This window comes from Kitasatospora nipponensis (genome assembly GCF_039528135.1).
In the GTDB taxonomy this organism is placed as follows: domain Bacteria; phylum Actinomycetota; class Actinomycetes; order Streptomycetales; family Streptomycetaceae; genus Kitasatospora; species Kitasatospora nipponensis.
This window is the reverse complement of the sequence record NZ_BAAALF010000114.1, coordinates 1-26,998: the sequence shown is the minus strand read 5'-3', so window position 1 is coordinate 26,998 and position 26,998 is coordinate 1. Positions and strand designations below refer to the sequence as shown.

Annotated in this window: 24 protein-coding genes and 3 tRNA genes; 7 read left to right on the top strand and 20 right to left on the bottom strand. The window is 70.6% G+C overall.

Features of this window, described 5'->3' with window-relative positions; genetic code table 11:
• Positions 1-228: 228 nt before the first annotated feature.
• Positions 229-1,671 carry a WGR domain-containing protein gene (locus tag ABD323_RS26425; RefSeq protein WP_344444463.1) on the bottom strand — a complete coding sequence of 481 codons (1,443 nt, stop codon included), beginning with the start codon at positions 1,669-1,671 and terminating at the stop codon, positions 229-231.
• A gap of 195 nt (positions 1,672-1,866) precedes the next feature.
• On the opposite strand from ABD323_RS26425, the gene ABD323_RS26420 reads away from it, so the two are divergent.
• Both ABD323_RS26420 and ABD323_RS26415 read left to right on the top strand, forming a co-directional pair.
• Positions 1,867-2,409, top strand: coding sequence for an RNA polymerase sigma factor (locus ABD323_RS26420; protein ID WP_344444462.1), 543 nt, complete (start codon positions 1,867-1,869; stop codon positions 2,407-2,409).
• Complete coding sequence (locus ABD323_RS26415; RefSeq protein WP_344444461.1) at positions 2,406-2,888, top strand: SRPBCC family protein; 483 nt, start codon at positions 2,406-2,408, stop codon at positions 2,886-2,888. Before ABD323_RS26420 ends, ABD323_RS26415 begins: the two co-directional genes overlap by 4 nt.
• A gap of 132 nt (positions 2,889-3,020) precedes the next feature.
• Here ABD323_RS26415 and ABD323_RS26410 read toward each other — a convergent pair whose 3' ends face one another.
• From ABD323_RS26410 to ABD323_RS26360, 11 genes are all read right to left on the bottom strand, one after another.
• On the bottom strand, positions 3,021-6,911 hold the full coding sequence (locus tag ABD323_RS26410) for a DNA-directed RNA polymerase subunit beta' (RefSeq protein ID WP_344444460.1): 3,891 nt from the start codon (positions 6,909-6,911) through the stop codon (positions 3,021-3,023).
• Between the two features lie 102 nt (positions 6,912-7,013).
• On the bottom strand, positions 7,014-10,487 hold the full coding sequence (rpoB, locus tag ABD323_RS26405; protein ID WP_344444459.1) for a DNA-directed RNA polymerase subunit beta: 3,474 nt from the start codon (positions 10,485-10,487) through the stop codon (positions 7,014-7,016).
• A gap of 791 nt (positions 10,488-11,278) precedes the next feature.
• Complete coding sequence (gene rplL, locus ABD323_RS26400; protein WP_344444458.1) at positions 11,279-11,662, bottom strand: 50S ribosomal protein L7/L12; 384 nt, start codon at positions 11,660-11,662, stop codon at positions 11,279-11,281.
• A 134-nt stretch (positions 11,663-11,796) separates the two neighbouring features.
• Entirely contained in the window at positions 11,797-12,369 is a 573-nt protein-coding gene (gene rplJ, locus ABD323_RS26395; RefSeq protein WP_344444457.1) for a 50S ribosomal protein L10, read from the bottom strand.
• A gap of 331 nt (positions 12,370-12,700) precedes the next feature.
• Positions 12,701-13,519 (bottom strand): SCO4651 family lipoprotein, encoded by an 819-nt coding sequence (locus ABD323_RS26390; protein ID WP_344444456.1) that lies wholly within the window; start codon positions 13,517-13,519, stop codon positions 12,701-12,703.
• A gap of 121 nt (positions 13,520-13,640) precedes the next feature.
• Positions 13,641-14,534 carry an SCO4651 family lipoprotein gene (locus tag ABD323_RS26385; protein WP_344444455.1) on the bottom strand — a complete coding sequence of 298 codons (894 nt, stop codon included), beginning with the start codon at positions 14,532-14,534 and terminating at the stop codon, positions 13,641-13,643.
• A 344-nt stretch (positions 14,535-14,878) separates the two neighbouring features.
• A complete protein-coding gene (gene rplA / locus ABD323_RS26380; protein ID WP_344444454.1) occupies positions 14,879-15,601 on the bottom strand; it encodes a 50S ribosomal protein L1 in 723 nt (240 codons plus the stop codon).
• A gap of 70 nt (positions 15,602-15,671) precedes the next feature.
• The gene (gene rplK, locus ABD323_RS26375; RefSeq protein WP_344444453.1) at positions 15,672-16,106 is read right to left on the bottom strand and encodes a 50S ribosomal protein L11; all 435 of its coding nucleotides are present in this window, start codon (positions 16,104-16,106) and stop codon (positions 15,672-15,674) included.
• Between the two features lie 176 nt (positions 16,107-16,282).
• A complete protein-coding gene (gene nusG, locus ABD323_RS26370) occupies positions 16,283-17,248 on the bottom strand; it encodes a transcription termination/antitermination protein NusG (RefSeq protein WP_344444452.1) in 966 nt (321 codons plus the stop codon).
• 236 nt (positions 17,249-17,484) lie between these two features.
• Positions 17,485-17,796, bottom strand: a complete 312-nt coding sequence (secE, locus tag ABD323_RS26365; RefSeq protein WP_344444464.1) for a preprotein translocase subunit SecE — start codon at positions 17,794-17,796, stop codon at positions 17,485-17,487.
• A gap of 240 nt (positions 17,797-18,036) precedes the next feature.
• Positions 18,037-18,109, bottom strand: a tRNA-Trp gene (locus ABD323_RS26360).
• A 216-nt stretch (positions 18,110-18,325) separates the two neighbouring features.
• Between ABD323_RS26360 and ABD323_RS26355 the strand changes: the two genes are divergently transcribed.
• From ABD323_RS26355 to ABD323_RS26345, 3 genes are all read left to right on the top strand, one after another.
• A complete protein-coding gene (locus tag ABD323_RS26355; RefSeq protein WP_344444451.1) occupies positions 18,326-19,573 on the top strand; it encodes a pyridoxal phosphate-dependent aminotransferase in 1,248 nt (415 codons plus the stop codon).
• 105 nt (positions 19,574-19,678) lie between these two features.
• Positions 19,679-20,728, top strand: a complete 1,050-nt coding sequence (locus ABD323_RS26350) for an adenosine deaminase (protein ID WP_344444450.1) — start codon at positions 19,679-19,681, stop codon at positions 20,726-20,728.
• Positions 20,729-20,734: 6 nt separating this feature from the next.
• A complete protein-coding gene (locus ABD323_RS26345; RefSeq protein WP_344444449.1) occupies positions 20,735-20,914 on the top strand; it encodes a hypothetical protein in 180 nt (59 codons plus the stop codon).
• A 65-nt stretch (positions 20,915-20,979) separates the two neighbouring features.
• Here the strand turns inward: ABD323_RS26345 and ABD323_RS26340 are convergent, their stop codons facing one another.
• On the bottom strand, positions 20,980-22,035 hold the full coding sequence (locus tag ABD323_RS26340; RefSeq protein WP_425556160.1) for a UDP-N-acetylmuramate dehydrogenase: 1,056 nt from the start codon (positions 22,033-22,035) through the stop codon (positions 20,980-20,982).
• Positions 22,036-22,173: 138 nt separating this feature from the next.
• Here ABD323_RS26340 and ABD323_RS26335 point away from each other — a divergent pair, with 138 nt between their 5' ends.
• Positions 22,174-22,815 carry a MerR family transcriptional regulator gene (locus ABD323_RS26335; protein WP_344444447.1) on the top strand — a complete coding sequence of 214 codons (642 nt, stop codon included), beginning with the start codon at positions 22,174-22,176 and terminating at the stop codon, positions 22,813-22,815.
• 82 nt (positions 22,816-22,897) lie between these two features.
• Here the strand turns inward: ABD323_RS26335 and ABD323_RS26330 are convergent, their stop codons facing one another.
• The 7 genes from ABD323_RS26330 to ABD323_RS26300 all read right to left on the bottom strand — a co-directional run bounded on the left by ABD323_RS26330 (position 22,898) and on the right by ABD323_RS26300 (position 26,491).
• A complete protein-coding gene (locus tag ABD323_RS26330; protein ID WP_344444446.1) occupies positions 22,898-24,346 on the bottom strand; it encodes an MFS transporter in 1,449 nt (482 codons plus the stop codon).
• Between the two features lie 112 nt (positions 24,347-24,458).
• On the bottom strand, positions 24,459-24,866 hold the full coding sequence (locus ABD323_RS26325; protein WP_344444445.1) for a DUF3291 domain-containing protein: 408 nt from the start codon (positions 24,864-24,866) through the stop codon (positions 24,459-24,461).
• A gap of 188 nt (positions 24,867-25,054) precedes the next feature.
• Positions 25,055-25,477 (bottom strand): MaoC family dehydratase, encoded by a 423-nt coding sequence (locus ABD323_RS26320; protein WP_344444444.1) that lies wholly within the window; start codon positions 25,475-25,477, stop codon positions 25,055-25,057.
• 4 nt (positions 25,478-25,481) lie between these two features.
• Positions 25,482-25,943 (bottom strand): FAS1-like dehydratase domain-containing protein, encoded by a 462-nt coding sequence (locus tag ABD323_RS26315; protein ID WP_344444443.1) that lies wholly within the window; start codon positions 25,941-25,943, stop codon positions 25,482-25,484.
• 114 nt (positions 25,944-26,057) lie between these two features.
• Positions 26,058-26,222: a 50S ribosomal protein L33 gene (gene rpmG, locus ABD323_RS26310; protein ID WP_006604855.1), complete on the bottom strand. Its 165-nt coding sequence runs from the start codon at positions 26,220-26,222 to the stop codon at positions 26,058-26,060.
• An 83-nt stretch (positions 26,223-26,305) separates the two neighbouring features.
• Positions 26,306-26,378: transfer RNA gene (locus tag ABD323_RS26305), tRNA-Met, on the bottom strand.
• A 40-nt stretch (positions 26,379-26,418) separates the two neighbouring features.
• Positions 26,419-26,491 (bottom strand) — tRNA-Thr (locus ABD323_RS26300).
• A gap of 301 nt (positions 26,492-26,792) precedes the next feature.
• Here ABD323_RS26300 and ABD323_RS26295 point away from each other — a divergent pair.
• Positions 26,793-26,998, top strand: a 206-nt coding sequence (locus ABD323_RS26295) for a hypothetical protein (RefSeq protein ID WP_344444442.1), incomplete at its 3' end; no start/stop codon positions are given.

The window sequence follows — 26,998 nt, the reverse complement described above, 5'->3', positions numbered from 1 at the left end:
CCGCCGGCGAGGACCCTGGCGCCCGTCACCACCAGGACTGCCGACCTTCGTCCGGGCGTTTTCATCGGAGCACTCCTTTCCGGTGCCGGGACGCGGTGCGTCGGCCTACCAGCCGAGGCGGGCGACCGCCGTGCAACTGGCCGACGACCTTCCCGGGACGGGGAAGGTGCCCTTCGACTGCACGGTCGGCCGCTGGGCGGGCGGGCGGGCGGCTGAGCGCAGGCCGGCTCAGCGCAGGCGGCGGATCTCGCCGCGGGCGCGGTAGAAGCCGGCCCCCGAGGCGTGCACCTCGGCGACCAGGTAGCGCGCGCCGGGGACCCGGATGTCCTTGGGGAACTGCACCCGCCAGCTGGGGTCGTAGCCCGAGGAGACCACCCGGATCCTGGTCCGGGCGCCCTCCTGCACGCACTCCACCTCGATCCCTGCGCCGACGGCCCCCTCCGCGCCCACCCACTCGACCTCGCTGCCGGCCGCCACCCGCTGCACCGCGCCGGCCTTGATGTCGGCGGTCTGCGGCAGCCGGCCGTCCTGCGCCTCACGCACGGCGCCCTCACTGGCGTCCAGGCAGGCCAACGAGCCGTCGGTGGTGACCAGGTAGAGCCGCTCGTCGCGATACTGCATGCTGAAGGCCGAGCCGCAGCCGGTGCCGAGCTTCCACAGCCGGGTGCCGTCGGCGGCGAAGCAGTACACCGAGGAGGCGCTGTCGCCGGCGAAGACGTACTTCCCGTCGGGCGAGGCGGCGCAGGAGTAGACCGCGGCGTCGCAGCGGAAGCGGGTCAGCTCCGCACCGTCGGACTTGGCCAGCCGGTAGACCCAGCCCCGGCTGGTGCCCGCGAAGACCTCCGTGCGCTCCTGCCAGCCGAAGAGCACCGAGCCCTCGGTCCGGGTCTGCCAGAGCTGCTCGCCGCCGCGCGCCGCGTAGCGCGTCACGCCGGCCGAGTGCCCCTGGTAGACGCCGTCCGCGTCGCAGCGCACCATCCAGCCGCCGCTGCCCGAGGCGGAGCGCCGCCACTGGAACTCGTCCTCGTGGTCGACGGTGGTGATGCCGCCCTGCGCGTCGGAGACGCCGAGCACGCCGTCGTGGATGTCCAGCCAGTAGATGTCGACGTCCGAGGCGATCTCGTACGCCACCCGCGGGACCTTGCCGCCCAGATCGTAGACCCGGCCGTCGTCGCAGCCGGCGTAGATCCAGTAGTCGTCGGCGACGATGCACTTCACGCCGTCCGGCAGGCCGAAGCGCGCGGTGACCTCGCCGTCGTGGCCGAGCATGTAGACGTCGCCGGCCTGGTTGCCGACCCAGGCGTGCTCCTCGGAGACGAAGATGCCGAAGGCCGGTGCGCCCGAGCGGAACCGCCACAGCACCGGGGCCTGACGGGCCGTCGAGCGGGTGCTGGCGATCTCGCGCCGGGTCACCGCGCGGCGCTGGCGCACCCCGCGCTGGGCCGGGGCGTAGCCCTTGCGGATCTTCTCCCCGAGCTTCTTGGTCGCCGCGGCGCCCGCCTTCTCGGCGGTGGGGTAGCTGGTGGTGCGGCTCTGGCCGCTCTCGCCGATCCGGCCGTAGGTGATGGTCAGCTCGGTGCCGGCCTGGCGGACCTCGTAGAACTTGTGCGCGCTGCCCTGTTCCTCGGAGAGTTCGAGGTAGCTGACCTGCTCGGCGGCCTGGGTCGACATCGGGCCCTCCTGGGGCGCTCGGGGATGACACCAACCTAAGGCCCGGCACTGACAGTTGATCAGCCCCCCGGCACGGTGCCCGGCGAGCCGTTCCTGTGACGGGGAACACTGGGCCCCGGCGCGAGGGGGCGGGAACCTCTCGCCGCCGCGCGCCCTCCTCCCTGGGCCCGACGTCCGCGACCGACGGAGACCGCCGTGCAGCAGCAGCCGCCGCCCGAACCGCCATCGCCCGAACCGCAGCCGCCGCCCGACCTCGCCGAGCTGGTGCCGGCCGCCCAGGGCGGTGACGCCCTCGCGCTCGCCCGCCTGCTCGACCTCGTCACCCCGTACGTGCGCCGGCTCTGCGGCCCGATCGCGCTGGAGGACGGTGCGGACGCGACCCAGGAGGCACTCATCGCGGTCTTCCGCCACCTGCGCCAACTCCAGGAGCCGGCCGCGCTCTTCGGCTGGGTGCGGGCGATCGCGGTGCGCGAGGCGGTACGGCACGCCGCCCGCGCGGCGCGGCTGCGGCCGGCCGAGCTGACCGAGCTGCCGGCCCCGGGCGACCCCGAACTCGGCGCGGACATCCGCGACGTGCTCGCCCGGCTCTCCCCCGAGCACCGCGCCGTGCTGCTGCTGCGCGACCTGGAGGGCCTGGACGAGCGGCACTGCGCCGAACTGCTCGCGGTGGCCCCCGGGACCGTCAAGTCCCGGCTCTCCCGGGCCCGACTCAGCTTCCGAAAGGCGTGGCAGCAATGACCGAAGAGCCCCGGGCGGCCGGCTGGCCGGTCGCCGACTTCGACCCGGTGCGCCGGCTGCGGGTCGTCGCCGCGGCCGGCCGTGGCAACCGGATCACCGAGACCGTCCTCGACCAGCCCTTCGAACGGGTCTGGGCGCTGGCCCAGGACCTGGAGCGGACGATGCCGCTGTGGATCCCGGACGTGCGCACCGTGCGCCTGGGCGGGCCGCCCGACGCGCAGGGCCGGCCGACCGCCGAGATCCGCGGCCACACCCGGCTGCGCGCCACCTTCGCGATCGACCTGCGGCCCGGCTGGTGCCTGATGCAGAGCCGCTTCGTGCTCGGCGGCATGGCCGCGCGGGCGCTGGCGGACGGCACCACCCACTTCGCCTTCCTGGGCGGCCTGCGGGTCCCCTGCGCCGGCGCCCTGCTCACCGCCCTGCGCCCCTTCACCGGCTCGCCGCTGGCCCGCTTCGAGGCACTGCTGGACGCCGCGTAGCGGGCCCGCGGCGGGCCTCTGCCGGAGCCCGGCCCGGGGCGGGCCCGGGCCGGGCCCTGTCGGGCCCCACAACGCCGCAGGGCGGCCACCCCCTCACGGGGGCGACCGCCCTGCGGCGTGCTACCTGGTGACTCAGCCCGTGTAGGGGCCGTAGTCGTAGTCGTCCAGCGGAACCGCCTGGCCGGAGCCGGCGCCGAACGGCGACAGGTCGTAGTCGTCGTAGCCGACGGCCGAGTACATCGCGGCCTTGGCCTCCTCGGTCGGCTCCACCCGGATGTTGCGGTAGCGGGGCAGACCCGTACCGGCCGGGATGAGCTTGCCCAGGATGACGTTCTCCTTGAGGCCCAGCAGCGGGTCCGACTTGGCGTGGATCGCCGCGTCGGTGAGCACCCGGGTCGTCTCCTGGAAGGAGGCGGCCGACAGCCAGGACTCGGTGGCCAGCGAGGCCTTGGTGATACCCATCAGCTGCGGACGGCCGGAGGCGGGGTGACCGCCCTCGGAGACCACGCGACGGTTCTCGGTCTCGAAGCGGCCGCGCTCGACGAGCTCGCCCGGGAGCAGCTCGGCGTCGCCCGACTCGATGATCGTCACGCGGCGGAGCATCTGCCGGATGATGATCTCGATGTGCTTGTCGTGGATCGACACGCCCTGCGAGTTGTAGACCTTCTGGACCTCGGCGACCAGGTGGATCTGGACCGCGCGCTGACCCATGATCCGCAGCACGTCGTGCGGGTTGGTGGCACCCATGGTCAGCTTCTGGCCGACCTCGACCGCCTGGCCCTCGCCGACCAGCAGCTTGACACGCTTGGAGACCGGGTAGGCGATCTCGTCGGTGCCGTCGTCGGGGGTGACGACCAGCTTGCGGGTCTTCTCGGTGTCCTCGATCCGCACCCGGCCCTGGGCCTCCGAGATCGGGGCCACACCCTTGGGGGTACGGGCCTCGAAGAGCTCGACGACACGGGGCAGACCCTGCGTGATGTCGTCACCGGCCACACCACCGGTGTGGAAGGTACGCATCGTCAGCTGGGTACCGGGCTCACCGATGGACTGGGCGGCGATGATGCCGACCGCCTCACCGATGTCGACCAGCTTGCCGGTGGCCAGCGAGCGGCCGTAGCAGAAGGCACAGGTGCCGACCGCGGACTCGCAGGTCAGGATCGAGCGGGTCTTGACCTCGCTGATGCCGTGGCGGATCAGCTCGTCGATCAGCACGTCACCGAGGTCGGTGTTCGCGGTGGCCAGCAGCTTGCCGTCCACCGTGATGTCCTCGGCCAGCATGCGGGCGTAGACGCTGGTCTCGACGTCGTCCGTCTTGCGCAGGACGCCGTTCTCGACCGTGCCGATCGCCAGCTTGAGGCCGCGCTCGGTGCCGCAGTCCTCCTCGCGGATGATCACGTCCTGCGAGACGTCCACCAGACGACGGGTCAGGTAACCCGAGTCGGCGGTACGCAGCGCGGTGTCGGCCAGACCCTTACGGGCACCGTGGGTGGAGATGAAGTACTCCAGCACCGACAGGCCCTCACGGAAGGACGCCTTGATGGGACGCGGGATCGTCTCGTTCTTGGCGTTCGACACCAGACCACGCATACCGGCGATCTGGCGCATCTGCATCATGTTTCCGCGAGCACCCGAGTCGACCATCATGAAGATGGGGTTCGTCTTCGGGAAGTTCGCGTTCATGGCCTCGGCGACCTCGTTGGTCGCCTTGGTCCAGATGTTGACCATTTCCTGCTTGCGCTCGTCGTTGGTCATCAGACCGCGCTCGTAGTTCTTCTGGACCTTCTCGGCCTGCGCCTCGTAGCCCTCGAGAATCTGCGGCTTGCTCGGCGGCACGACGACGTCCGAGATCGAGACGGTGACACCCGAACGGGTCGACCAGTGGAAGCCGGCCGCCTTCAGGTTGTCCAGGGTCGCCGCGACGATGACCTTGGGGTAGCGCTCCGCCAGGTCGTTGACGATCGCGGAGAGCTGCTTCTTGCCCACCTCGTAGTCGACGAACGGGTAGTCCTCGGGCAGCAGCTCGTTGAAGAGCGCGCGGCCCAGGGTGGTGGTCAGGCGGAAGGACTCGCCCTCGAACCAGCTGCTCTGGCCGTCCTCGTCCACCGGCGGGGTCCAGCCGCGCGGCGGCACGGTCCCGATCGGCAGACGCAGCTCGATCGGGGCCTGGACGTCCAGCTCGCGGGCGTCGAAGGCCATGATCGCCTCGGCGGTGGAGGAGAAGGAACGGCCACCGCCCTTCACCTCGTCCCGGTCCGAGGTCAGGAAGAAGAGACCGAGCACCATGTCCTGGGTCGGCATGGTGACGGGGCGACCGTCGGCCGGCTTCAGGATGTTGTTCGAGGACAGCATCAGGATGCGGGCCTCGGCCTGCGCCTCCGCGGAGAGCGGCAGGTGGACGGCCATCTGGTCACCGTCGAAGTCCGCGTTGAACGCGGTGCAGACGAGCGGGTGGATCTGGATGGCCTTGCCCTCGACCAGCTGCGGCTCGAAGGCCTGGATGCCCAGGCGGTGCAGGGTGGGTGCACGGTTGAGCAGCACCGGGTGCTCGGCGATGACCTCTTCGAGGACGTCCCACACCACCGGGCGCGCGCGCTCGACCATGCGCTTGGCCGACTTGATGTTCTGCGCGTGGTTCAGGTCCACCAGGCGCTTCATCACGAACGGCTTGAAGAGCTCCAGCGCCATGGCCTTGGGCAGACCGCACTGGTGCAGCTTGAGCTGCGGGCCGACGACGATGACGGAACGGGCCGAGTAGTCGACGCGCTTGCCGAGCAGGTTCTGACGGAAACGACCCTGCTTGCCCTTCAGCATGTCGCTGAGGGACTTCAGCGGCCGGTTGCCCGGGCCGGTGACCGGACGGCCACGACGGCCGTTGTCGAAGAGCGCGTCCACGGCCTCCTGGAGCATGCGCTTCTCGTTGTTCACGATGATCTCGGGCGCGCCGAGGTCGAGAAGCCGCTTCAGGCGGTTGTTGCGGTTGATCACGCGGCGGTACAGGTCGTTCAGGTCGGAGGTCGCGAAGCGGCCACCGTCCAGCTGCACCATCGGACGCAGGTCCGGCGGGATGACCGGGACGCAGTCCAGCACCATGCCGTTGGGCTTGTTGGTGGTCTGCAGGAACGCCGAGACGACCTTGAGGCGCTTGAGCGCACGGGTCTTCTTCTGGCCCTTGCCGGTGCGGATGATCTCGCGCAGCCGCTCGGACTCCTCGGCCAGGTCGAAGGTCTCGAGGCGGTCCTTGAGGGCCGCCGCGCCCATCGAGCCGGAGAAGTAGGTGCCGAAGCGGTCGCGCAGCTCGCGGTAGAGCAGCTCGTCGCCCTCGAGGTCCTGGACCTTGAGGTTCTTGAAGCGGGCCCAGACCTCGTCGAGGCGGTCGATCTCGCGCTGCGCGCGGTCGCGCAGCTGCTTCATCTCGCGCTCCGCACCCTCGCGCACCTTGCGGCGCACGTCGGCCTTGGCGCCCTCGGCCTCCAGCTCGGCCAGGTCGGTCTCGGCCTTCTTGGCGCGCGCCTCGAGGTCCGCGTCACGGCGGTTCTCGATCTGCTGGCGCTCGACCGAGACGTGCGCCTCCAGGGACGGCAGGTCGCGCTGGCGACGCTCGTCGTCCACCCAGGTGATCATGTAGGCGGCGAAGTAGATGACCTTCTCGAGGTCCTTCGGAGCCAGGTCCAGCAGGTACCCGAGACGGGACGGCACACCCTTGAAGTACCAGATGTGGGTGACCGGCGCGGCCAGCTCGATGTGGCCCATCCGCTCACGACGCACCTTGGCGCGAGTGACCTCGACGCCGCAGCGCTCGCAGATGATGCCCTTGAAGCGGACACGCTTGTACTTGCCGCAGTAGCACTCCCAGTCCCGGGTGGGGCCGAAGATCTTCTCGCAGAAGAGCCCGTCCTTTTCCGGCTTCAGGGTGCGGTAGTTGATGGTCTCCGGCTTCTTGACCTCGCCGTGCGACCACTGGCGGATGTCGTCGGCGGTCGCGAGGCCGATGCGGAGCTCGTCGAAGAAGTTGACGTCAAGCACTGGTCGTCAAGCCCTCTTTCGTAAGTCGAAAGTCGTTCATCTGGTCTGAGGGGGGCCTGGGGGCGGGCCGGCCACTGGGATCAGCGGCCGGCCCGGCCTCCGTCAGACCTCTTCGACGCTGCTCGGCTCGCGCCGGGACAGGTCAATACCGAGCTCCTCGGCGGCACGGAAGACATCCTCGTCGGAGTCCCGCAGCTCGATGTTGGAGCCGTCCGAGGACAGCACCTCCACGTTGAGGCAGAGCGACTGCATTTCCTTGATGAGCACCTTGAAGGACTCGGGAATGCCCGGCTCGGGGATGTTCTCGCCCTTGACGATCGCCTCGTAGACCTTCACGCGGCCCAGGACGTCGTCGGACTTGATGGTGAGCAGCTCCTGCAGCGCGTAGGCCGCGCCGTACGCCTCGAGGGCCCACACCTCCATCTCGCCGAATCGCTGACCACCGAACTGCGCCTTACCACCGAGCGGCTGCTGGGTGATCATCGAGTACGGACCGGTCGAACGCGCGTGCAGCTTGTCGTCGACCAGGTGGTGCAGCTTGAGGATGTACATGTAGCCGACCGAGACCGGCATCGGGAACGGCTCGCCGGAGCGGCCGTCGTACAGCCGGGCCTTGCCGGTGGAGTTCACCAGGCGCTCACCGTCACGGGTGAGGGTGGTGTGGTCCAGCAGGCCGGTGATCTCGTCCTCGCGGGCGCCGTCGAACACCGGGGTGGCCAGGTTGGTGCCGCCCTCGACCTTGTCGGCGCCGATCACCTGCAGGCGGCGGGCCCACTCCTCGCTGAGGCCGGAGACGTCCCAGCCCTGCTTGGCGAGCCACCCGAGGTGGATCTCCAGGACCTGTCCCGGGTTCATTCGGGACGGGACACCCAGCGGGTTGAGGATGATGTCGACCGGGGTGCCGTCCTCGAGGAACGGCATGTCCTCGACGGGGAGGATCTTGGAGATGACACCCTTGTTGCCGTGCCGGCCGGCGAGCTTGTCACCGTTGGTGATCTTGCGCTTCTGGGCCACGTAGACGCGGACCAGCTGGTTGACACCCGGGGGGAGCTCGTCGCCCTCCTCGCGGTCGAACACGCGCACGCCGATGACCTTGCCGGACTCACCGTGCGGCACCTTCAGCGAGGTGTCGCGGACCTCACGGGCCTTCTCGCCGAAGATCGCGCGCAGCAGGCGCTCCTCGGGGGTCAGCTCGGTCTCACCCTTGGGCGTGACCTTGCCGACCAGGATGTCGCCGGTGACGACGTCCGCGCCGATGCGGATGATGCCGCGCTCGTCGAGGTCGGCGAGGACCTCCTCGGAGACGTTCGGGATGTCCCGGGTGATCTCCTCGGGGCCCAGCTTGGTGTCACGGGCGTCGACCTCGTGCTCCTCGATGTGGATCGAGGAGAGGACGTCGTCCTGCACGAGGCGCTGCGACAGGATGATCGCGTCCTCGTAGTTGTGACCCTCCCAGGACATGAAGGCGACGAGCAGGTTCTTGCCCAGCGCCATCTCGCCCTCGTCGGTGCACGGGCCGTCGGCCAGCACCTGGCCGACCTCGACCCGCACGCCCTCGTCCACGAGCACCTTCTGGTTGAAGGCGGTGCCCTGGTTGGAGCGGGTGAACTTGGCGGCGCGGTACGTGTTGTACGTGCCGTCGTCGTTGGCCACGGTGACGTAGTCGGCCGAGACCTCCTGCACCACACCGGCCTTCTCGGCGGTGATGACGTCCGCGGCGTCGACGGCGCAGCGGTACTCCATGCCGGTGCCGACCACGGGCGCCTCGCTGCGCAGCAGCGGGACGGCCTGGCGCATCATGTTCGAGCCCATGAGCGCGCGGTTGGCGTCGTCGTGCTCGAGGAAGGGGATCATCGCGGTCGCGACGGACACCATCTGGCGCGGCGAGACGTCCATGTAGTCGATCTCGGTGCCGGGGATGTAGTCGATCTCCCCGCCACGGCGACGGACCAGGACGCGCGGCTCGGCGAAGTGCAGGTCCTCGGTCAGCGGCGCGTTGGCCTGCGCGATGACGTAGCGGTCCTCCTCGTCAGCGGTCAGGTAGTCCACCTGCTCGGTGACGATGCCCTCGACGACCTTGCGGTACGGGGTCTCGATGAAGCCGAAGGCGTTCACCCGGCCGTACGAGGCCAGCGACCCGATCAGACCGATGTTCGGGCCTTCGGGGGTCTCGATGGGACACATGCGCCCGTAGTGCGAGGGGTGCACGTCACGGACCTCGAAGCCGGCCCGCTCGCGGGACAGACCACCGGGGCCCAGCGCGGACAGACGGCGCTTGTGGGTCAGGCCCGACAGCGGGTTCGTCTGGTCCATGAACTGCGACAGCTGGCTGGTGCCGAAGAACTCCTTGATGGAGGCGACGACCGGCCGGATGTTGATCAGGGTCTGCGGCGTGATCGCCTCGACGTCCTGGGTGGTCATGCGCTCGCGCACGACGCGCTCCATACGGGCGAGACCCGTACGGACCTGGTTCTGGATCAGCTCGCCGACGTTGCGCAGGCGGCGGTTGCCGAAGTGGTCGATGTCGTCGACCTCGACCACGATGTCGCGGCCCTCGGTGTCACGCCACTCGGTCTCGCCCGCGTGCAGCTTCACCAGGTACTTGATCGCACCGATGATGTCGGGCTCGGTGAGCACGCCGGAGTCCAGCGACTCGGCGTTGCCCAGCTTGCGGTTGACCTTGTAACGGCCGACCTTGGCGAGGTCGTAGCGCTTCGGGTTGAAGTAGAGGTTCTCCAACAGCGTCTGCGCGGCCTCGCGGGTCGGCGGCTCGCCGGGGCGCAGCTTGCGGTAGATGTCCAGCAGCGCGTCGTCCTGGCCCTGGGTGTGGTCCTTCTCCAGGGTGGCGCGCATCGACTCGTACTCGCCGAACTCCTCGAGAATCATCTCGTTGGTCCAGCCGAGGGCCTTGAGCAGCACGGTGACCGACTGCTTGCGCTTGCGGTCGATGCGGACACCGACCATGTCGCGCTTGTCGATCTCCATCTCCAGCCAGGCACCACGCGAGGGGATGACCTTGCAGGAGAAGATGTCCTTGTCGGACACCTTGTCCAGGGTGGAGTCGAAGTACACGCCCGGGGAGCGGACCAGCTGCGAGACGACGACACGCTCGGTGCCGTTGATCACGAACGTGCCCTTGTGGGTCATGAGCGGGAAGTCGCCCATGAAGACCGTCTGAGACTTGATCTCACCGGTCTCGTTGTTGGTGAACTCGGCGGTGACGAAGAGCGGGGCCGCGAAGGTGAAGTCGCGGTCCTTGCACTCGTCAATGGAGTTCTTAGGCGGCTCGAAACGGTGGTCGCGGAAGGTCAGCGACATCGACCCGCTGAAGTCCTCGATCGGGGAGATCTCTTCGAAGATCTCCTCCAGACCGGACTTCGTGGGGACGTCCTGACCACTCTCCAGGGCCGCCTCGACCCGGGACTTCCAGGCCGCGTTGCCGAGCAGCCAGTCAAAGCTCTCGGTCTGCAGGGCCAGGAGGTTCGGGACCTCGAGGGGCTCCTTGATCTTCGCGAAGGAGACGCGGAGCGGGGCGGTGGAATTGGCGTTGTTCGAGGCGTTGCGCGGCGCGGCCAAGAGGGGGGTCCTTCCGAGGGCTCGGAGCTCACTACGCGCGTACCGGCTTACCTCGACGGGCTTGGTGCCACCCCCGGCGCCGTGGGTCTCAGCCGGGAGGAAATCCCAGGTCAGAGCCGCTTCGCGGAGGCGGTGCCAGGCCCCTTCAGGGCAGCGCAAACTCCGGGCGACGAGTCACGGAGCAGCTAACAGGCAGCGCAAAGGGACAGTGTAGCCAAAAGGCACACTGCTGTCCAGCCCTGATTCGGAGACCGAATCGGACGCTCCCTCCGGTAGCCACCCGGACGGCCCAGCCCCCTCTCGGGGGCCCGGCCGCAGGGTGGTCCCTGCCCAGCCAATGGTCCTGCGGACCGCCTACGCACTGCAGCGGTGCCCCACCTCACCTGGAGGCCGGCACCGCGACTCACGTGGAGTCATTTCCCTGCGTGGCCCCCGGTTATGCATCCGGGGCCACTCCAACTAACGGACGACCGCTCTCGCGGTGTCGGCGCGCGCCTTGAGAATCGCGCGCCGCGTGCCGTTCGTCAAGGCCCGACCGAAGCCCGGGCCTCGCGCTGTTCATCGCTCGAGAGGGCCGGCGCGTTACAGAACCCCGTGGTGAGGGGCCTGAGGTCGGCCGGTCCGCGCTGCGAGCCGCGAACGGTGATCACCCTACCCGGCCCCACCGACAGTGCCGAGAGCACATTCGGCCAGCCTGGCCCGCGGCCGTGCCCGGGCAGCAAACAGGCCGGGCCGGCCACCCCGCGAGGGGTGCCCGGCCCGGCCCGGAAGAGCTCGCTAGGAGCTTCGGGTCACTTGACGGTGACCTTGGCGCCAGCGCCCTCGAGGGAGGCCTTGGCCTTCTCGGCGGCGTCCTTGGCAACCTTCTCCAGGACAACGGCGGGGGTGCCGTCGACGAGGTCCTTGGCCTCCTTCAGGCCGAGGGAGGTCAGGGCGCGCACCTCCTTGATGACCTGGATCTTCTTGTCACCGGCGGACTCGAGCACGACGTCGAACTCGTCCTGCTCCTCCTCGGCCTCAACCGGGGCGCCCGGGCCCGCGATGCCGGCGACGGCGACCGGGGCGGCAGCCTTGACGTCGAACTTCTCCTCGAACGCCTTCACGAACTCGGAGAGCTCGATGAGGGTGAGCTCCGCGAACTGCTCGAGCAGCTCGTCCTGGGACAGCTTCGCCATGATGGCGTCCTTCCACTAAATCGGCAGGTGGTGCCGGATGTACGGGATGGCGGGCACGGGCCCGCTGCGACCGGGATGCCCGGCCGCTGAGCAGTAGGCACTGGGCCTGCCACGCCCCGAGGGGCATGGGGTTACTACTCGGCAGCCTCGGTGGTGTCCTCGGCCTCGGCGGGAGCCGGCGTACCGGCACCGCCCTGCTCGACCTTCGCTCGGAGCGCCTCGGCGGTACGGGCGAACTCCACCAGCGGAGCCTGGAAGGTAGCCGCGGCCTTCGCCATGGACGCCTTCAGACCGCCGGCCAGCTTGGCGAGCAGCACCTCGCGGGACTCGAGGTCCGCGAGCTTCTTGATGTCATCGGCAGACAGCGCCTTACCATCGAGGACACCGCCCTTGATGATGAGAGCGGGGTTCTCCTTGGCGAAGTCACGCAGAGCCTTCGCCGACTCCACCGGGTCACCGGTGACGAAGGCGACAGCCGTCGGACCGGTGAACTGGTCGTCGAGCTCCGTGATCCCGGCCTCATTGGCCGCAATCTTGGTCAGCGTGTTCTTCACCACGGCGTACTGGGCGTTCTCGCCCAGCGAGCGACGCAGAGTCTTGACCTGCTTCACCGTGAGACCGCGGTACTCGGTCAGCACGGCCGCGTTGGAGCTGCGGAACTTGTCCGCGATCTCTGCGACGGCAGCAGCCTTGTCGGGCCTTGCCATAGGCTTACGCCTCCTTCCGTGATGTCGAGGTCGGCCGACCTTGGAACAGTCGACCTACGGTGCCTCGGACCACCGGCGAAGGAAGCTCCTGTGAAAACAGTGAGAGCCCCGGTGCGCAGGCGCACGGGGCTCTGAAAGACCTCGACGGGCCGGCGGCAAGCCGCGCGGACCGGAAGTCCAAGCTCCAAACACTCCTGCGCGGGCTGCCTGCGACGAAGCGCAGATCCTTCGGTCACCCGTCTCCTTGCGGAGGCATGGCGACAACCAGCGGTCTTTGGCTTCGACCAGCGTACGGGCCGGGCGGGTGAATGCCAAATCACCGGCGCCGGCGTCAGCGCGCGGGGCCCTGGGTGTCGTTCTCGGCCGGCGCCTGCACCGCGAGCGGCCCGCCGAAGTCGCTGTACTGGATCGTCTGGTCCAGGCTGCCCTGGCTGCCGCGGCCACTGCGCTGCAGCTGGACCAGCTGGTCCTTGTCGTTGAGCCACAGGTCGAGGGTCACCGTGCCCACCCCGCCCTGGCCGAGCGCGGTGGCCAGCTGCTCGCGGCGCTCGGCGGTGAGCAGGTCCTGCTGGGCCGCGGCGTAGTCGGCCACCGACAGGGTCGCCCGGTAGTGCTCGGCGCTGCCCTCGCTGAGCTTCTCCTCGCCCAGCAGCCGCAGGTCACCGGCGCCGGCCGCGGCGGTCACCGCGAGCACCGGGTTGAGCTGGTCGACCAGGCTGGCGAAGGGCGTCTCCTTGCGGCCGTCCGGACCGATCACCTCACCGGACTTCTCCCAGTGCCGGCCGCCGAGCCGGGCCGCGGTGGCCGCGTCGCCGCCCTGGTAGCTGACGGTGTCCATGACGATCAGCTGGTCGGTGGCTCCCGGCATGGTCCAGCCGAGCTGCATGATCGTGCGCGGGGCCCAGTAGAGCACCCCGGCCGCGCTCTGGTTGCGACCGTCGGGGGTGTTCGACCAGAAGCTGAGCTTGGCCCGCCGGGAGCTCTGCAGCCCCTGGGCGGCCGACAGCATCACCCCGCGCGGGGAGCGGTCGCTCGACCCGGCCTCCGAGGGGGACGGGGAGGTGGCGGGCCGGGAGGGCGAGAGCTGGGCCGGCGCACCCGCGCCGCCCCCGCAGGCGGTGAGCCCGGCCGCCATGAGCACGGCGGCCACCACTGCCCTCCACCGACCCGCCACGCCAGCCTCCCGGTCCGTTCCGTCCACCTCAGGGTGCCATGCGCCCCCGGGTCGGTTCGTGGCGGGCCTGCCCGGCAGGGACCGACCCCGGAGGTGGTCAGCCGATGAGGGCGAGCAGCTTCAGCGCGTCGGCCGCCGATGCCTGGTCGCTCGCGGCGGGCGCCGAGACGCTCACCTTGGTACCGAGGTCGGAGTACGTGGTGATGGTCGTGCCGCTGCCGTCGGGCGAGGCACTGGCCGAGGCCCCGGCCGACGCGCCGTCCGAGCCGGCCTCCTGCTGCTGGACCAGCTGGTGCTTGGCGTCCACCCAGAAGTCCGAGGTGACGGTCGAGCCGTCCTGCTTCAGGGCGTCGAGCAGCGCGGCGCGCTGGTCGTCCTTGAGGTTCGGGATGCCGGCGACCAGGCTGTCGGCCGGCATGACGCTGCGGTAGTGCTGGGTGGCCGTGCCGTTGAGGCTCTGCGCGCCGACCGCGCTGAGCTTGCCGCTCTGCGCGGCGGCCGCGAGCTGCAGCGCCGGGTCCAGCAGCAGGGAGAGCGCCTGCAGCGAGCTGCCCGGGCCGGCGGCCGGGCCGCTGCTGTCGAGCTTCGCCCAGTGCTTGCCGCCGAGCTCGGCGGCCTGGGCGTCGCCCACGCCGAGGTAGGCCACGCCGTCCACCACCCGGATCCGCATCGGCTTGCCGGAGTTGGACGAGGTCAGGTCCAGCGCGGGCTTGTCGCCCCAGGCGTAGACACCGGTGCCGTTGTCGCCGCCGGCCTCGGCCGAGCTGACGGTCACCTTCGCGCTGCCGAGCTTCTGCATCACGGCGGCGGTCGCGAGCAGCTCCGCCTTGACCCCGAGCCCGCCCGCGGCACCCGTTCCCCCACCACTGGCGACCGGCGCGGGCGCTCCCGCGCCCGGGACGGCGCTCGCCGTCGACTTGGCACTGCTGCCACAGCCCGCCAGGGCCGTGACCAGCAGGCCGCTGACCGCGATCGCCGATGTGAACCGCATGATCCGCACGGTGGTTCCCCCCGATATCAGGCATGTCCGATCTGATGACCAGTGGACTCTAGTCGAGGAGAGGGACACCGCACCCGGGGATTTCGGTTCCCGGCGGACACCGGGCATCGGCACCGGGTCGGGAGCGCCCGGAGGCGAACCGAGCCGGCAAGGGGTGCGAGTGAGCCGAAGGGCGCGCCGGTGTCGAAAGCGAGGAGCGTCGACACCGGATCAAGAGCGCCCGGAGGCGAACCGAGCTGAAACAGGGCCCGCACCCCCTTGGAGGGGGTACGGGCCCTGTCGATGTGTTCAGACGTGAGCGCCCGGCGTCATGCGACGCCGCGCTCGTCCCGGTGTCAGAGCGACGCCGGGTCCTCCTCGACGAGGAGGTTGCGGGTGCGGTTCGGGTCCACCAGGATGCCGGGGCCCATGGTGGTGGAGACCGCGGTCTTCTTGATGTAGCGGCCCTTGGCGGCGGACGGCTTGGCCCGCAGGACCTCGTCGAGCGCGGCGGCGTAGTTCTCGACCAGCTGCTCATCGGTGAAGGAGGTCTTGCCGATGATGAAGTGCAGGTTCGAGTGCTTGTCCACGCGGAACTCGATCTTGCCGCCCTTGATGTCCGTGACAGCCTTCGCCACGTCCGGGGTGACGGTGCCGGTCTTCGGGTTCGGCATCAGACCACGCGGGCCGAGCACGCGGCCGAGGCGGCCGACCTTGCCCATGAGGTCCGGGGTGGCGACGACGGCGTCGAAGTCCAGGCGACCCTTGGCGACCTCGTCGATGAGCTCGTCGGAGCCGACGATGTCGGCGCCCGCAGCCTCCGCAGCCGCGGCACGGTCACCGGTCGCGAAGACCAGGACCCGGGCGGTCTTACCGGTACCGTGCGGCAGGTTGACGGTGCTGCGGACCATCTGGTCGGCCTTGCGCGGGTCGACACCCAGGCGCATGGCGACCTCGACGGTCGCGTCGAACTTGGTGGTGGAGGTCTCCCGGGCGAGGCGGATGGCCTCGAGCGGGCCGTACAGGCGGTCGCGGTCGACCTTGAGGTCCGCGGCCTTGAGGGCCTTGCTGCGCTTCACTGCTGCTCCTGAGGTGTGGAGTCGTGGTGTACGGGCCGCGCTGGCCCTACCACTGGACGGAAGAAGGGTCTCAGCCCTCGACGGTGATGCCCATGGACCGGGCGGTGCCCGCGATGATCTTCGCGGCGGCGTCCAGGTCGTTGGCGTTCAGGTCGGGGAGCTTGGTCGTGGCGATCTCGCGGACCTGGGCGGAAGTGAGCTTCGCGACCTTGGTCTTGTGCGGCTCGCCGGAGCCCTTCTCGACGCCCGCGGCCTTCAGGATGAGGCGCGCGGCCGGCGGGGTCTTGGTGATGAAGGTGAAGGAACGGTCCTCGTAGACCGTGATCTCCACCGGCACGACCATGCCGCGCTGCGACTCGGTCGCGGCGTTGTAGGCCTTGCAGAATTCCATGATGTTGACGCCGTGCTGACCCAGCGCGGGGCCGACCGGCGGGGCCGGGTTGGCCGCACCGGCGTTGATCTGGAGCTTGATAAGCCCCGTGACCTTCTTCTTCTTGGGAGGCATGTCTCTCCGGGTCCTTCCTTCGATGGACGCGTGTACGACTCCGGGGCGACACCCGGGTACAGGTACACACAGCTGACCAGGCTAACGCGTGCGCGCCGCTGGGCCAAAACGGGTTCGGGGGCGGGGCCGCGGGCCCCGCCCCCGTCAGGTGCGAGCGGTCGGTGCTACCGGCCGGGCTAGTTCTTCTGGATCTGGTCGAAGGAGAGCTCGACCGGGGTCTCCCGGCCGAAGATCTCGACCAGGCCCTTGACCTTCTTCGAGTCCGGGTTGATCTCGTTGATGGTCGCCTGCAGGGTCGCGAACGGACCGTCGGTGACGGTGACCGAGTCGCCGACCTCGAAGTCGAGCACCTGGATCTCGCTGGGCTTGACCGGCGAGGGCTTGCCGGCCTCCTTGGCCGCGGCGCGCTCGACGTCGGGGGCGAGCATCTTGACGACCTCGTCCAGGGTCAGCGGGTACGGGTCGTAGGCGTTGCCGACGAAGCCGGTGACACCGGGGGTGTTGCGCACCACGCCCCAGGACTCCGGGGTCAGGTCCATGCGCACCAGCACGTAGCCGGGCAGCTTGTTCTGACGGATCGTCTTGCGGTCGCCGTTCTTGATCTGGACGACCTCCTCCTGCGGCACCTCGGCCTGGAAGATGTACTCCTCGACGTTGAGCGACACGGCGCGCTGCTCGAGGTTCTGCTTCACGCGGTTCTCGTACCCGGCGTAGGTGTGGATGACGTACCACTCGCCCGGGACGTGGCGCAGCTCCTCGCGGAACTTGGCGACCGGGTCGACGTCCTCCTCGACCTCCTCGACCTCGTCGAGCAGCTCGGCACCGGACTCGTCCTCGGCGTCGCCCTCGCCGGCCTCGAAGGCCTCCGCGGCGGCCGACTCCTCGTCGCCGACCTCGTGCACGGCGGCCTGCTCGGCGGGCACCCCGGCCGCGGACTCGTCCGCCGCCTCGACCTCGTCCTCGTCGCTGTCCACCGCGTCGGCGATCTGCTCGTCGTCCTCGGGGGAGTCCGCAGCCTCGGCGTCCGCGGGGAAGTCGGCCTCGACGTCGTCGGCAGCCTCAGCCGCATCCAGCTCGGCGGCGACATCCGCATCCGCCTCGCGGACGGTCTCGTCGGCGTCGTACAGGGGGGACTCAGACACGGTGGCTGCTTCTTTCCTGGAGGTGTGGAGATGGTACGGCTTGGAGCCGCTCCGGTCCCGCGCCGGTGTGGTGGGCGCGGGACGGTACGGCTCGAAGTATCAACAGTACCGAGTCAACGGTAGCGGGCTCGTCCCGTCCGCGCAGACAGCTCGACCCGGACCGGCCCCCGTCGGTGTTCGACAGGCGGCCGACCCGGGTCGGAGGGAAGGCTGTGGGTGGACGATCCGGCGCAGGGTCAGCCGAAGATCCAGAAGCTGGCCTTGGCGAAGCCCCAGTCGAGGGTCGCCACCAGTCCGATCATCACCGCGACGAAGACCACCACGACGCTGGTGTAGTTCATCAGCTCGCTGCGGGTGGGCCAGACGACCTTGCGCAGTTCCGCGATGATCTGGCGGTAGTACAGAGCGGCACGGGCGAAGACACCGCGCTTGGCGCGCTTGCCCGACTTCTGACCGTCACCGCCGCCGGCCCTGTTGGCCCGCTTGCGCTCGCGGCGCGAGAGGTTCTTGTCGCTCTCGCTCGCATTGCCCTCGGCGGCGCCATCGATCGACGTCGCGTCCTCGGCACCCTCGGGGTTGCCGCTCTCAGGCGTTGCGGTGGAGCCCGTGGTCTCCGTCACTCGTCCTCACCTGAATCCGGGTCCTGCCGAAGGTCACCGAGTGCCATGGGGAGCACGGGCGATCCGGCGCAGTGCTGATGGGAAAAGCTGGGCCGTGCTGGTGGAGCCCTCTCCGCATCAAGCCCGCTCGCTCTGCTCGAGCGAACGGGCTGGACTCGGATCAAGCAGCAGGGCACGAGGGACTTGAACCCCCAACCGCCGGTTTTGGAGACCGGTGCTCTACCAATTGAGCTAGTACCCTTAGGCGCTTTTGGCGCCTGAGATGTTCCCAACCTACCGCATCGGACCGTCCGCGTGGTGAACGTTTTCCGGGTGATGCGGTGGTGGCCGGGGCCATCGATCAGTGAGTGTACGGGTTCGGCGGCGTTTGGTCGAACCTCCTCACCTGGTGGACGCCTCGCGTACGGATCGTGAAACCGCGCTGCTGCGCCCCCGCGGGTTCTGCGACGATGCAGGCATGAGCGCTTCCACCCCCGCCAGCAACCGCCCCCAGCGTGCCGCCGACCGCCGGGTCTCCGCCCGGATCGGTGCCATCGCCGAGTCCGCCACCCTCGCCGTCGACGCCAAGGCCAAGGCCCTCAAGGCGGCCGGCCGCCCGGTGATCGGCTTCGGCGCCGGCGAGCCGGACTTCCCGACGCCGGACTACATCGTGGCCGCCGCCGTCGAGGCCTGCCAGGACCCGAAGAACCACCGCTACACCCCGGCCGGCGGCCTGCCCGAGCTCAAGGCGGCGATCGCGGCGAAGACCCTGCGCGACTCCGGCTACCAGGTGGACGCCTCGCAGGTGCTGGTCACCAACGGTGGCAAGCAGGCGATCTACGAGGCCTTCGCCGCCATCCTGGACCCGGGCGACGAGGTCATCGTGCCGGCCCCCTACTGGACCACCTACCCCGAGTCGATCCAGCTCGCGGGCGGTGTCGCGGTCGAGGTGGTCGCCGACGAGACGACCGGCTACAAGGTCTCGGTGGAGCAGCTGGAGGCGGCCCGCACCGAGCAGACGAAGGTGGTGCTCTTCGTCTCGCCCTCCAACCCCACCGGCGCCGTCTACACCCGCGACGAGGCCGAGGCGATCGGCCGCTGGGCCCTGGAGCACGGCCTGTGGGTGCTGACCGACGAGATCTACGAGCACCTGGTCTACGGCGACGCGACCTTCACCTCGCTGCCCGCCCTGCTGCCCGAGCTGGCCGACAAGTGCATCGTGGTCAACGGCGTGGCCAAGACCTACGCGATGACCGGCTGGCGGGTGGGGTGGCTGATCGGCCCCAAGGACGTGGTGGCCGCGGCGGCCAACCTGCAGTCGCACGCCACCTCGAACGTGAGCAACGTGGCGCAGCGCGCCGCGCTGGCCGCGGTCAGCGGTGACCTGGCGGCGGTCGAGGAGATGAAGACCGCCTTCGACCGGCGCCGGCAGACCATCGTGCGGATGCTGAACGAGATCGACGGCGTGCTCTGCCCCGAACCGCAGGGCGCGTTCTACGTCTACCCCTCGGTCAAGGACCTGCTGGGCAAGGAGATCCGCGGCAAGCGCCCGCAGACCTCCGCCGAGCTGGCCGCGCTGATCCTGGACGAGGTCGAGGTCGCCGTGGTGCCCGGCGAGGCCTTCGGCACCCCCGGCTACCTGCGGCTCTCCTACGCGCTGGGCGACGCCGACCTGGCCGAGGGCGTCGCGCGGATGCAGAAGCTGCTGGCCGAGGCCCGCGCCTGACACCGCACCGCCGGTCGTCAACGCGACCCACCGCCCCCTTCATCCCTGCGAGGGACTTGAAGGGGGCGGTTCCCGTTCCGGGGGTGGATACGGCAGGATTCGTGAATGGAACACCAGCCGACGCGCCGTGACCTCCGTCTTCTGCCAAAAGCCCACCTGCACCTGCATTTCACCGGCTCGATGCGCCCGACCACCCTGCTCGAACTGGCCGAGAAGCACCGGGTCCGACTGCCGGAGGCGCTGAGCTCCGGCACCCCGCCGCAGCTGCGGGCCACCGACGAGCGCGGCTGGTTCCGCTTCCAGCGGCTCTACGACACCGCCCGCTCGGTGCTCCGCGACGAGCAGGACATCCGCCGGCTGGTCCGCGAGACCGCCGAGGACGAGGTGGCGGAGGGCTCGCGCTGGCTGGAGATCCAGGTCGACCCGACCTCCTACGCACCGCGGCTCGGCGGCCTGATCCCCGCCCTGGAGCTGATCCTGGACGCGGTGCGGCAGGCCTCGGCCGCCACCGGGGTGGGCATCCGGGTGCTGGTGGCCGCCAACCGGATGAAGTCGCCGATGGACGCGCGCACGCTGGCCCGGCTCGCGGTGCGCTACGCCGACCAGGGAGTGGTGGGCTTCGGGCTCTCCAACGACGAACGGCGGGGGCTGGCCCGGGACTTCGACCGCGCCTTCCTGATCGCTCGTAAGGGTGATCTGCTGGCCGCCCCGCACGGCGGGGAGCTGGCCGGCCCGGAGTCGGTGCGCGACTGCCTGGACGACCTGGGCGCCGGCCGGATCGGCCACGGGGTGCGGGCCGCCGAGGACCCGCGACTGCTCCAGCGGCTGGCCGACCGGCAGATCACCTGCGAGGTCTGCCCGGCCTCCAACGTCTCGCTGGGGGTCTACGAGAAGGCCGAGGCGGTCCCGCTGCGCCGGCTCTTCGAGGCCGGGGTGCCGCTGGCGCTGGGCGCGGACGACCCGCTTCTCTTCGGCTCCCGGCTCGTCGCGCAGTACCGCTCGGCCCGCGAGGTGCACGGCTTCTCGGACGCCGAACTCGCCGAGTTGGCACGGCAGTCGGTGCGCGGCTCACGGGCTCCCGAGGGGGTCAGGAAGGAGCTGCTGGCGGATATCGACACCTGGCTGACCGGGCCGGTGACGGGCGTGCGAGGCTGACGCCCCATGAGCAAGCATCACACCACGCACCACACGACCTCCCACAGCTCGCACTCCGGCGGCTCGACCACCGGTGCGGGCGGGGTGTTCCTGATCATCGGGGTCGTGCTGATCCTGGTGATCCTCGGGATCTGGTGCGCGATGGGCGGCCCGCGCCGCCTCGTGCGCCGGCTCTTCGGCGGCTGACGTCCGGCGCACGTCCGGCTGACGTCCGGCGCACGTCCGGCTGACCGGCGCGCGGCCGACCCGCCTCAGAGCCGGACGCCCACCATCACCGGCTCGTTGACCAGCTCCACGCCGAACGCGGCCCGCACCCCGTCGCGGACCTCGCGGGCCAGCGCCAGCAGGTCCTCGGTGCTGGCCCGGCCGCGGTTGGTCAGCGCCAGGGTGTGCTTGGTGGAGAGCGTGGCCGGCCCGCTGCCGTAGCCCTTGGTGAAGCCGGCCCGGTCGATCAGCCAGGCCGCGGACGTCTTGGTGTGGCCGTCCGGGGCCGGCCAGGCGGGCGCCTCCAGCCGGCGCTCGTCGACCTGGGCCAGGAAGGCGGCGAACTGCTCGGGGCTCAGCACGGGGTTGGTGAAGAAGGAGCCGGCGGACCAGGTGTCGTGGTCGGCCGGGTCCAGCACCATGCCCTTGCCCGCGCGCAGCCGCAGCACCGTCTCGAAGGCCGTCCGCAGGTCGACCCGCTCACCGGCCGCCACCCCGAGCGTCCGGGCCACCTCGGCGTACTGGACCGGGCTGGAGAGACCGGCCGCCTCCTCCAGGGCGAAGCGCACCCGCAGCACCACGTAGCGGTCCGGCTCGGCCTTGAAGCGGCTGTGGCGGTAGGAGAAGGCGCAGTCGGCGTTCGCCAGGGTGACCAGCTCACCGGCGGTGCGGTCGTAGGCGACCACCTCGGTGACGCGCTGGGCGACCTCCTGGCCGTACGCGCCGACGTTCTGCACCGGGGTGGCCCCGGCCGAGCCGGGGATGCCGGCCAGGAACTCGATGCCCGCGAGCCCGGCGTCCACCGTGCGGGCCACCGCCTCGGACCAGACCTCGCCGGCCGCCAGCTCCAGCGCGGTGCCCTCCAGGGTGAAGCCGGTGGTGGCGATCCGCAGCACGGTGCCGTCGAAGCCCGCGTCGCCGATCACCAGGTTGCTCCCACCGCCGATCACCAGCAGCGGCTCGCCGGCCGCGTCGGCGGCCCGGACGGCGGCGACGACCTCGTCGTCGCTCTGCGCGGTCAGCAGCCGGCGGGCGGGGCCGCCGAGCCGCAGCGTGGTCAGCGGGGCCAGGGGGGCGTTCTCGGTCACGTGCACGCCCTCCACGGTATAGGGCGCGGGCGGGTGCCCCGACCCGGGCCGGCGCGCGGCGGGCACGCGGCGGGCGTAGGACTGGAGAGAATATGGAGATGTATGCTATCCATATTCCTCGGACGGGCGAGAGACGGGACGGAACGGGACGCGATGCGGATCGGCGAGCTGAGCAGGCGGACCGGTGTACCGGTCCCCACCATCAAGTTCTACCTGCGCGAGGGACTGCTCCCCAGCGGCGAGCTGACCAGCCACAACCAGGCCCAGTACGGCGAGAGCCACCTGCACCGGCTGAAGCTGGTGCGGGCGATGACCGAGGTCGGCAAGCTCTCGGTGGCCGCCGCCCGGGACGTGCTGGCCACCATCGACGAGCCCGGCCTCAGCCTGCACAAGGTGCTCGGCACCGCCCAGATCGCCGTCACCCCGCAGGTGGCCCCGGGCACCGACGAGGCGTGGCAGCAGGCCGAGCAGCTGGTGACCGAGCTGATCGGACGCCTGGGCTGGGAGGTCCCCCCGGTCTACCCCGCCCGGCAGGCCCTGGAGCAGCTGGTGGTGACCATTCGCGACCTCGGGCAGGACGACCTGCTCGACCTCCTGGACGACTACGCGGCCGCGGCCCGGCAGCTCGCCGCCGCCGAGGTCGGCCTGATCGGCCGTCGCGAGGGACTGGACAGCCGGATCGAGGGCGTGGTGCTGGGCACCGTCCTCGGGGACGCCCTGATCGGCGCGCTGCGGCGCCTCGCACAGCTGGACACCTCGCGCCAGATCTTCGACGCGGACGCCGCGACCCCTTAGGTCCACTGCGGTTCGGCGTCTCGCACGGGCAGCCCGCCGCCCCCGGAGTCGGTCGACCCCGGGGCGGCGGGTCCGGCGACCCTCAGCGCGCGGCGCCCGCCGTCTCCTCGGCCTCCGCCGTCGCTTCGGCCGCGGCGGTCACCACCGGCGCCGGCCGCGGCGGGCGCGGGATGAAGAGCGCGCAGACCCCGCCCAGCAGCACCACGACCACCCCGGTCCAGACCGCCGGGTGCAGCCCGCGGGTGAAGGCGGCCGCGCTCGACGCGTCGCCGTGCGCCAGGAAGACGCTGCTCAGCACGGCGATCCCCAGCGCCCCGCCGATCTCGCGGACCGTGGTGTTGGCCCCCGACGCCTTGCCGCGGTGCTCCGGGCCGACCGCGCCGAGCACCACCGCCGCCGTCGGCGCGATCGCCAGGCCCATGCCGGTGCCGGCCAGCATCATCGCCCCAACCATCCGCGGGTAGGGGGTGTCGGCGGTGGCCACCAGGTTGATCCAGGCCAGGCCGCCGGCCTGCAGGAAGAGCCCCAGCGCCATCAGCCGTCCGCCGCCGACCCGGTCGGTGAGCGCCCCGGCGAGCGGCGCCACCACCATCGGCATCAGCGTCCAGGGCAGGGTCAGCAGGCCGGCCTGCAGCGGGTTGCGCGGCGGGGCGATCTGCAGGTACTGGGCGAGGAAGAAGATCGATCCGAAGACGCCGAAGTACATGGAGGCCGAGACGACGTTGGTCAGCGTGAAGGCCCTGATCCGGTAGAAGCCCAGCGGCAGCAGCGGGTGCTCCACCCGGCGCTCCCAGAGCACGAAGGCGGTCAGCAGGACGAGCCCGGCGGCGAAGGCACCCAGGATCCGGCCCGCCGTCCAGCCGTGCGAGCTGCCGTTGACGATGCCCCAGACCACCGCGAGCAGCCCGGCGGCGGCCAGCAGCATGCCGACCAGGTCGAGCCTGACCTTCTCGCCCCGGCTCTCCCGCAGCGCCTTCAGCACCAGCGGCACGGCGACCAGGCCGACCGGCAGGTTGATCCAGAAGATCCACTGCCAGGCCAGACCCTGCACCACCGCGCCGCCGACCACCGGTCCCAGCGCGACGGCCAGTCCGCTGACCGCGCCCCACAGGCCCAGCGCGAGGCTGCGCAGCCGCTCCGGCACGGCCTGGGCCAGCAGGGTGAGCGAGAGCGGCATCACGGCCGCCGCCCCGAAACCCTGGACGGCGCGGGCGGCGATCAACTCGCCGCTGGTGGTGGCCAGGCCGCAGCAGAGCGAGGCCGCGGTGAAGAGCGCGATACCGAGGGCGAAGACCCGGCGGCGGCCGAACCGGTCGCCCAGCGCGGCACCGATCAGCAGCAGGCAGGAGAAGCTCAGGACGTAGGCGTTGACGAACCACTGCAGGTCGGCGGTGTCGGCCTTGAGGTCGACGGCCAGGGTGCGCAGCGCGGTGGAGACCACCAGGTTGTCCAGCGCCACCATGAACATCGGCAGGCTGCAGGCGACGATCGAGAGCCAGAGCGGCACCCTGGTGCGGTTGTTCGCGGGCATGGCGATTCCCTCCTCGGGAACGGCTTCGGTGGGGCGCGGCGGCAACGGGTGCGGCGGTGACGGGTGCGGCGGTGACGCGCTCGGACGTGACGCGCGCGAAGGTGACGGGTGCTCAGGCCCGGGCACCGGTGCGCCGCTGCTCGGCCAGGCGCCGCCTGGCGTCGTCCCAGCGGATCGGCAACTCCGCCACCGGGACCTCCCACCGGGTCATCGTGGAGTCCTTCAGGCCCGGCCGCAGCGCGATCATCACGGAACGGTGCGGCTCGGCCGTGGCATACGCCTGCAGCGCCTCGCGGCTCTCCCAGGCGGAGAGCGTGTAGAAGGTCCGCCGCAGCGGATTGGCGACCAGCGAGCCGCCGAGCGCGCCGGGCGCGGTGCGCAGTTGCCGCCAGACCGCCAGCGACTTCACCAGGAAGCGCAGCGCGTCCGCCAGGGAGCGGACCTCCAGGCGCGAGGCCATCACCACGGCCCGGGTGCCCGGCTCGGCGGGGTTCGGGGTGATCCAGGGGAGCGTGGGCATGGCGAGGCCTTTCCCAGAGTCGATAGTGGCACCTGTCACTATCCATTCTAGGCAGAGAAGGATGCCGCTCGCCAGAGCCGTGGAGCGCCCGCGGGCGGGAGCCGGGGTGCCGCGCTGTGGGACGCGGAACGCCGCGCCGCCCCCGGAGTGACCCACCTCCGGGGGCGGCGCGGCGCGCAGCGGACGGGTCAGCCGAGGCGGACCACCGCGCGCGACATCCCGAGCACCTTCTGGCCGCCGCTGGTGACCACCAGGTCCACCCGCACCCGACGGTCCTCCAGCAGGGCGCCGACCTTGCCCGTGACCTCGATCACAGCACCCTGCCCGTCGTCGGGCACCGGCACCGGCCGGGTGAAGCGCACGCCGTACTCGACCACCGAACCCGGGTCTCCGGTCCAGTCGGTGACCACCCGGATCGCCTCGGCCATGGTGAACATGCCGTGCGCGATGACGCCGGGCAGGCCGACCTCCTGGGCCACCCGCTCGTTCCAGTGGATCGGGTTGAAGTCCCCCGAGGCGCCAGCGTACTGCACCAGCATGGCGCGGGTCACCGGGAAGGACTGGGCGGGCAGTTCGGTCCCGACCTCGACCTCGTCGAAGCTGACAGCCATGGTGCTACTCCCCCGCCTGGTCGGTGGCCGCGCGCGAGACCAGGGTCATCACCGAGGTCATCACGTGCTCGCCGTTCTCGTCGGTGACCTCGCCGCGCAGGGTCAGCACGTCGTTGCCGGCCAGCGACTTGATGGCGTCGATCGTCATCACCGTCCGTAGCCGGTCACCGGCCTGCACCGGGCGGCTGTAGCTGAACTTCTGGTCCCCGTGCACCACCCGGCTGTAGTCCAGCCCGAGCGCCGGGTCCTCGACCACCTGCCGCATGGCGCTGAAGCTGAGCAGCGTCATGCAGGTCGGCGGTGCGATGACGTCGGTGTAACCGAGGTCCTTGGCGGCCTGCGGGTCGGTGTAGACGGGGTTGGCGTCCCCGACCGCGGCGGCGAACTCGCGGATCTTCTCCCGGCCCACCTCGTACGGCTCGGTGGGCGGGTACGTCCGCCCGACGAAGGAGGGATCGAGCGCCATGGACTACTCCTCAGTTCTTCTGTCGCAGATACGACTTCAGGCCGCACCCCCGGAGGGGTACGACCTGAAGTTCAAGACCGGTGGCTCACAGGGAACCACCAACACCCTGGAGTGTCAGCGGGTCTCACGGTGCGCGGTGTGCGAGTTGCAGCGGGGGCAGTGCTTCTTCATCTCAAGACGGTCCGGGTCGTTACGCCGGTTCTTCTTGGTGATGTAGTTCCGCTCCTTGCACTCCACGCAGGCCAGCGTGATCTTCGGGCGGACATCGGTGGCAGCCACGGGAGTGCCTTCCTTGAACAATGGGTGATGACACAACAAGAGTAGCCGATCGGGAGTTCTACCTCCCGACCGACTACGCGGGGTAGCGGTGACCGGACTTGAACCGGTGACACAGCGATTATGAGCCGCTTGCTCTACCAACTGAGCTACACCGCTTTGACGGGCGGAACCCGCCGAAGCGGGAACCATCCGTCAGAGCCCCCATGCGGAATCGAACCGCAGACCTTCTCCTTACCATGGAGACGCTCTACCGACTGAGCTATAGGGGCGAACCGGTCGAACGAGGAAGAGATTACACGCTTCGGGGCCAGAGGTGAAATCCGTATCCCGGCCGCAAGATCGCAGGTCGGCGGCTCGTACGGGCAGCCGAGCCAAGGCCGCGCGTTCGAGGTCCCCGGCGCCGCCCCGGGGCTCAGCGAGCCTGCGGGCGCCGCGCCCGCACTGACCATAGGCTCGACCGCCAGTGATCTTTCGGCCCGGCGGTACGGCCGTGGCGGTACGCCCGGGGCCGCGCCCCTGCGGCCCAGCGGCTGCGGCACGGCGGGCGCAACGACTGGGAGGAGCCGCCCGATGAGCGCGGACAGCGCGTCGCCCGACGGGACACCACCCACCCCGCCCGGCTGCGGACCCGGCGGTGGCGACGGGCGCGGCACCGGCGGCGGGGAACACCCGGGCGGGGGCGAGGCGGGCGAGGGGCCCGGCGAGGGCGACGGGGGCGGCCGTGGCGGCGGGGAAGTCTGCGACGGCGGGGACCTGGGTGGTGTTGAGCATGTCGT

Coding starts and splice junctions, on each gene's coding strand:
- rplK (WP_344444453.1), bottom strand. CDS start 16,106: ATGCCTCCCAAGAAGAAGAAGGTCACGGGGCTTATCAAGCTCCAGATC.
- ABD323_RS26350 (WP_344444450.1), top strand. CDS start 19,679: ATGGAACACCAGCCGACGCGCCGTGACCTCCGTCTTCTGCCAAAAGCC.
- ABD323_RS26425 (WP_344444463.1), bottom strand. CDS start 1,671: ATGTCGACCCAGGCCGCCGAGCAGGTCAGCTACCTCGAACTCTCCGAG.
- ABD323_RS26415 (WP_344444461.1), top strand. CDS start 2,406: ATGACCGAAGAGCCCCGGGCGGCCGGCTGGCCGGTCGCCGACTTCGAC.
- ABD323_RS26345 (WP_344444449.1), top strand. CDS start 20,735: ATGAGCAAGCATCACACCACGCACCACACGACCTCCCACAGCTCGCAC.
- ABD323_RS26315 (WP_344444443.1), bottom strand. CDS start 25,943: ATGGCGCTCGATCCCTCCTTCGTCGGGCGGACGTACCCGCCCACCGAG.
- rplL (WP_344444458.1), bottom strand. CDS start 11,662: ATGGCGAAGCTGTCCCAGGACGAGCTGCTCGAGCAGTTCGCGGAGCTC.
- ABD323_RS26355 (WP_344444451.1), top strand. CDS start 18,326: ATGAGCGCTTCCACCCCCGCCAGCAACCGCCCCCAGCGTGCCGCCGAC.
- ABD323_RS26325 (WP_344444445.1), bottom strand. CDS start 24,866: ATGCCCACGCTCCCCTGGATCACCCCGAACCCCGCCGAGCCGGGCACC.
- ABD323_RS26330 (WP_344444446.1), bottom strand. CDS start 24,346: ATGCCCGCGAACAACCGCACCAGGGTGCCGCTCTGGCTCTCGATCGTC.
- ABD323_RS26385 (WP_344444455.1), bottom strand. CDS start 14,534: ATGCGGTTCACATCGGCGATCGCGGTCAGCGGCCTGCTGGTCACGGCC.
- ABD323_RS26335 (WP_344444447.1), top strand. CDS start 22,174: ATGCGGATCGGCGAGCTGAGCAGGCGGACCGGTGTACCGGTCCCCACC.
- rplJ (WP_344444457.1), bottom strand. CDS start 12,369: ATGGCAAGGCCCGACAAGGCTGCTGCCGTCGCAGAGATCGCGGACAAG.
- ABD323_RS26320 (WP_344444444.1), bottom strand. CDS start 25,477: ATGGCTGTCAGCTTCGACGAGGTCGAGGTCGGGACCGAACTGCCCGCC.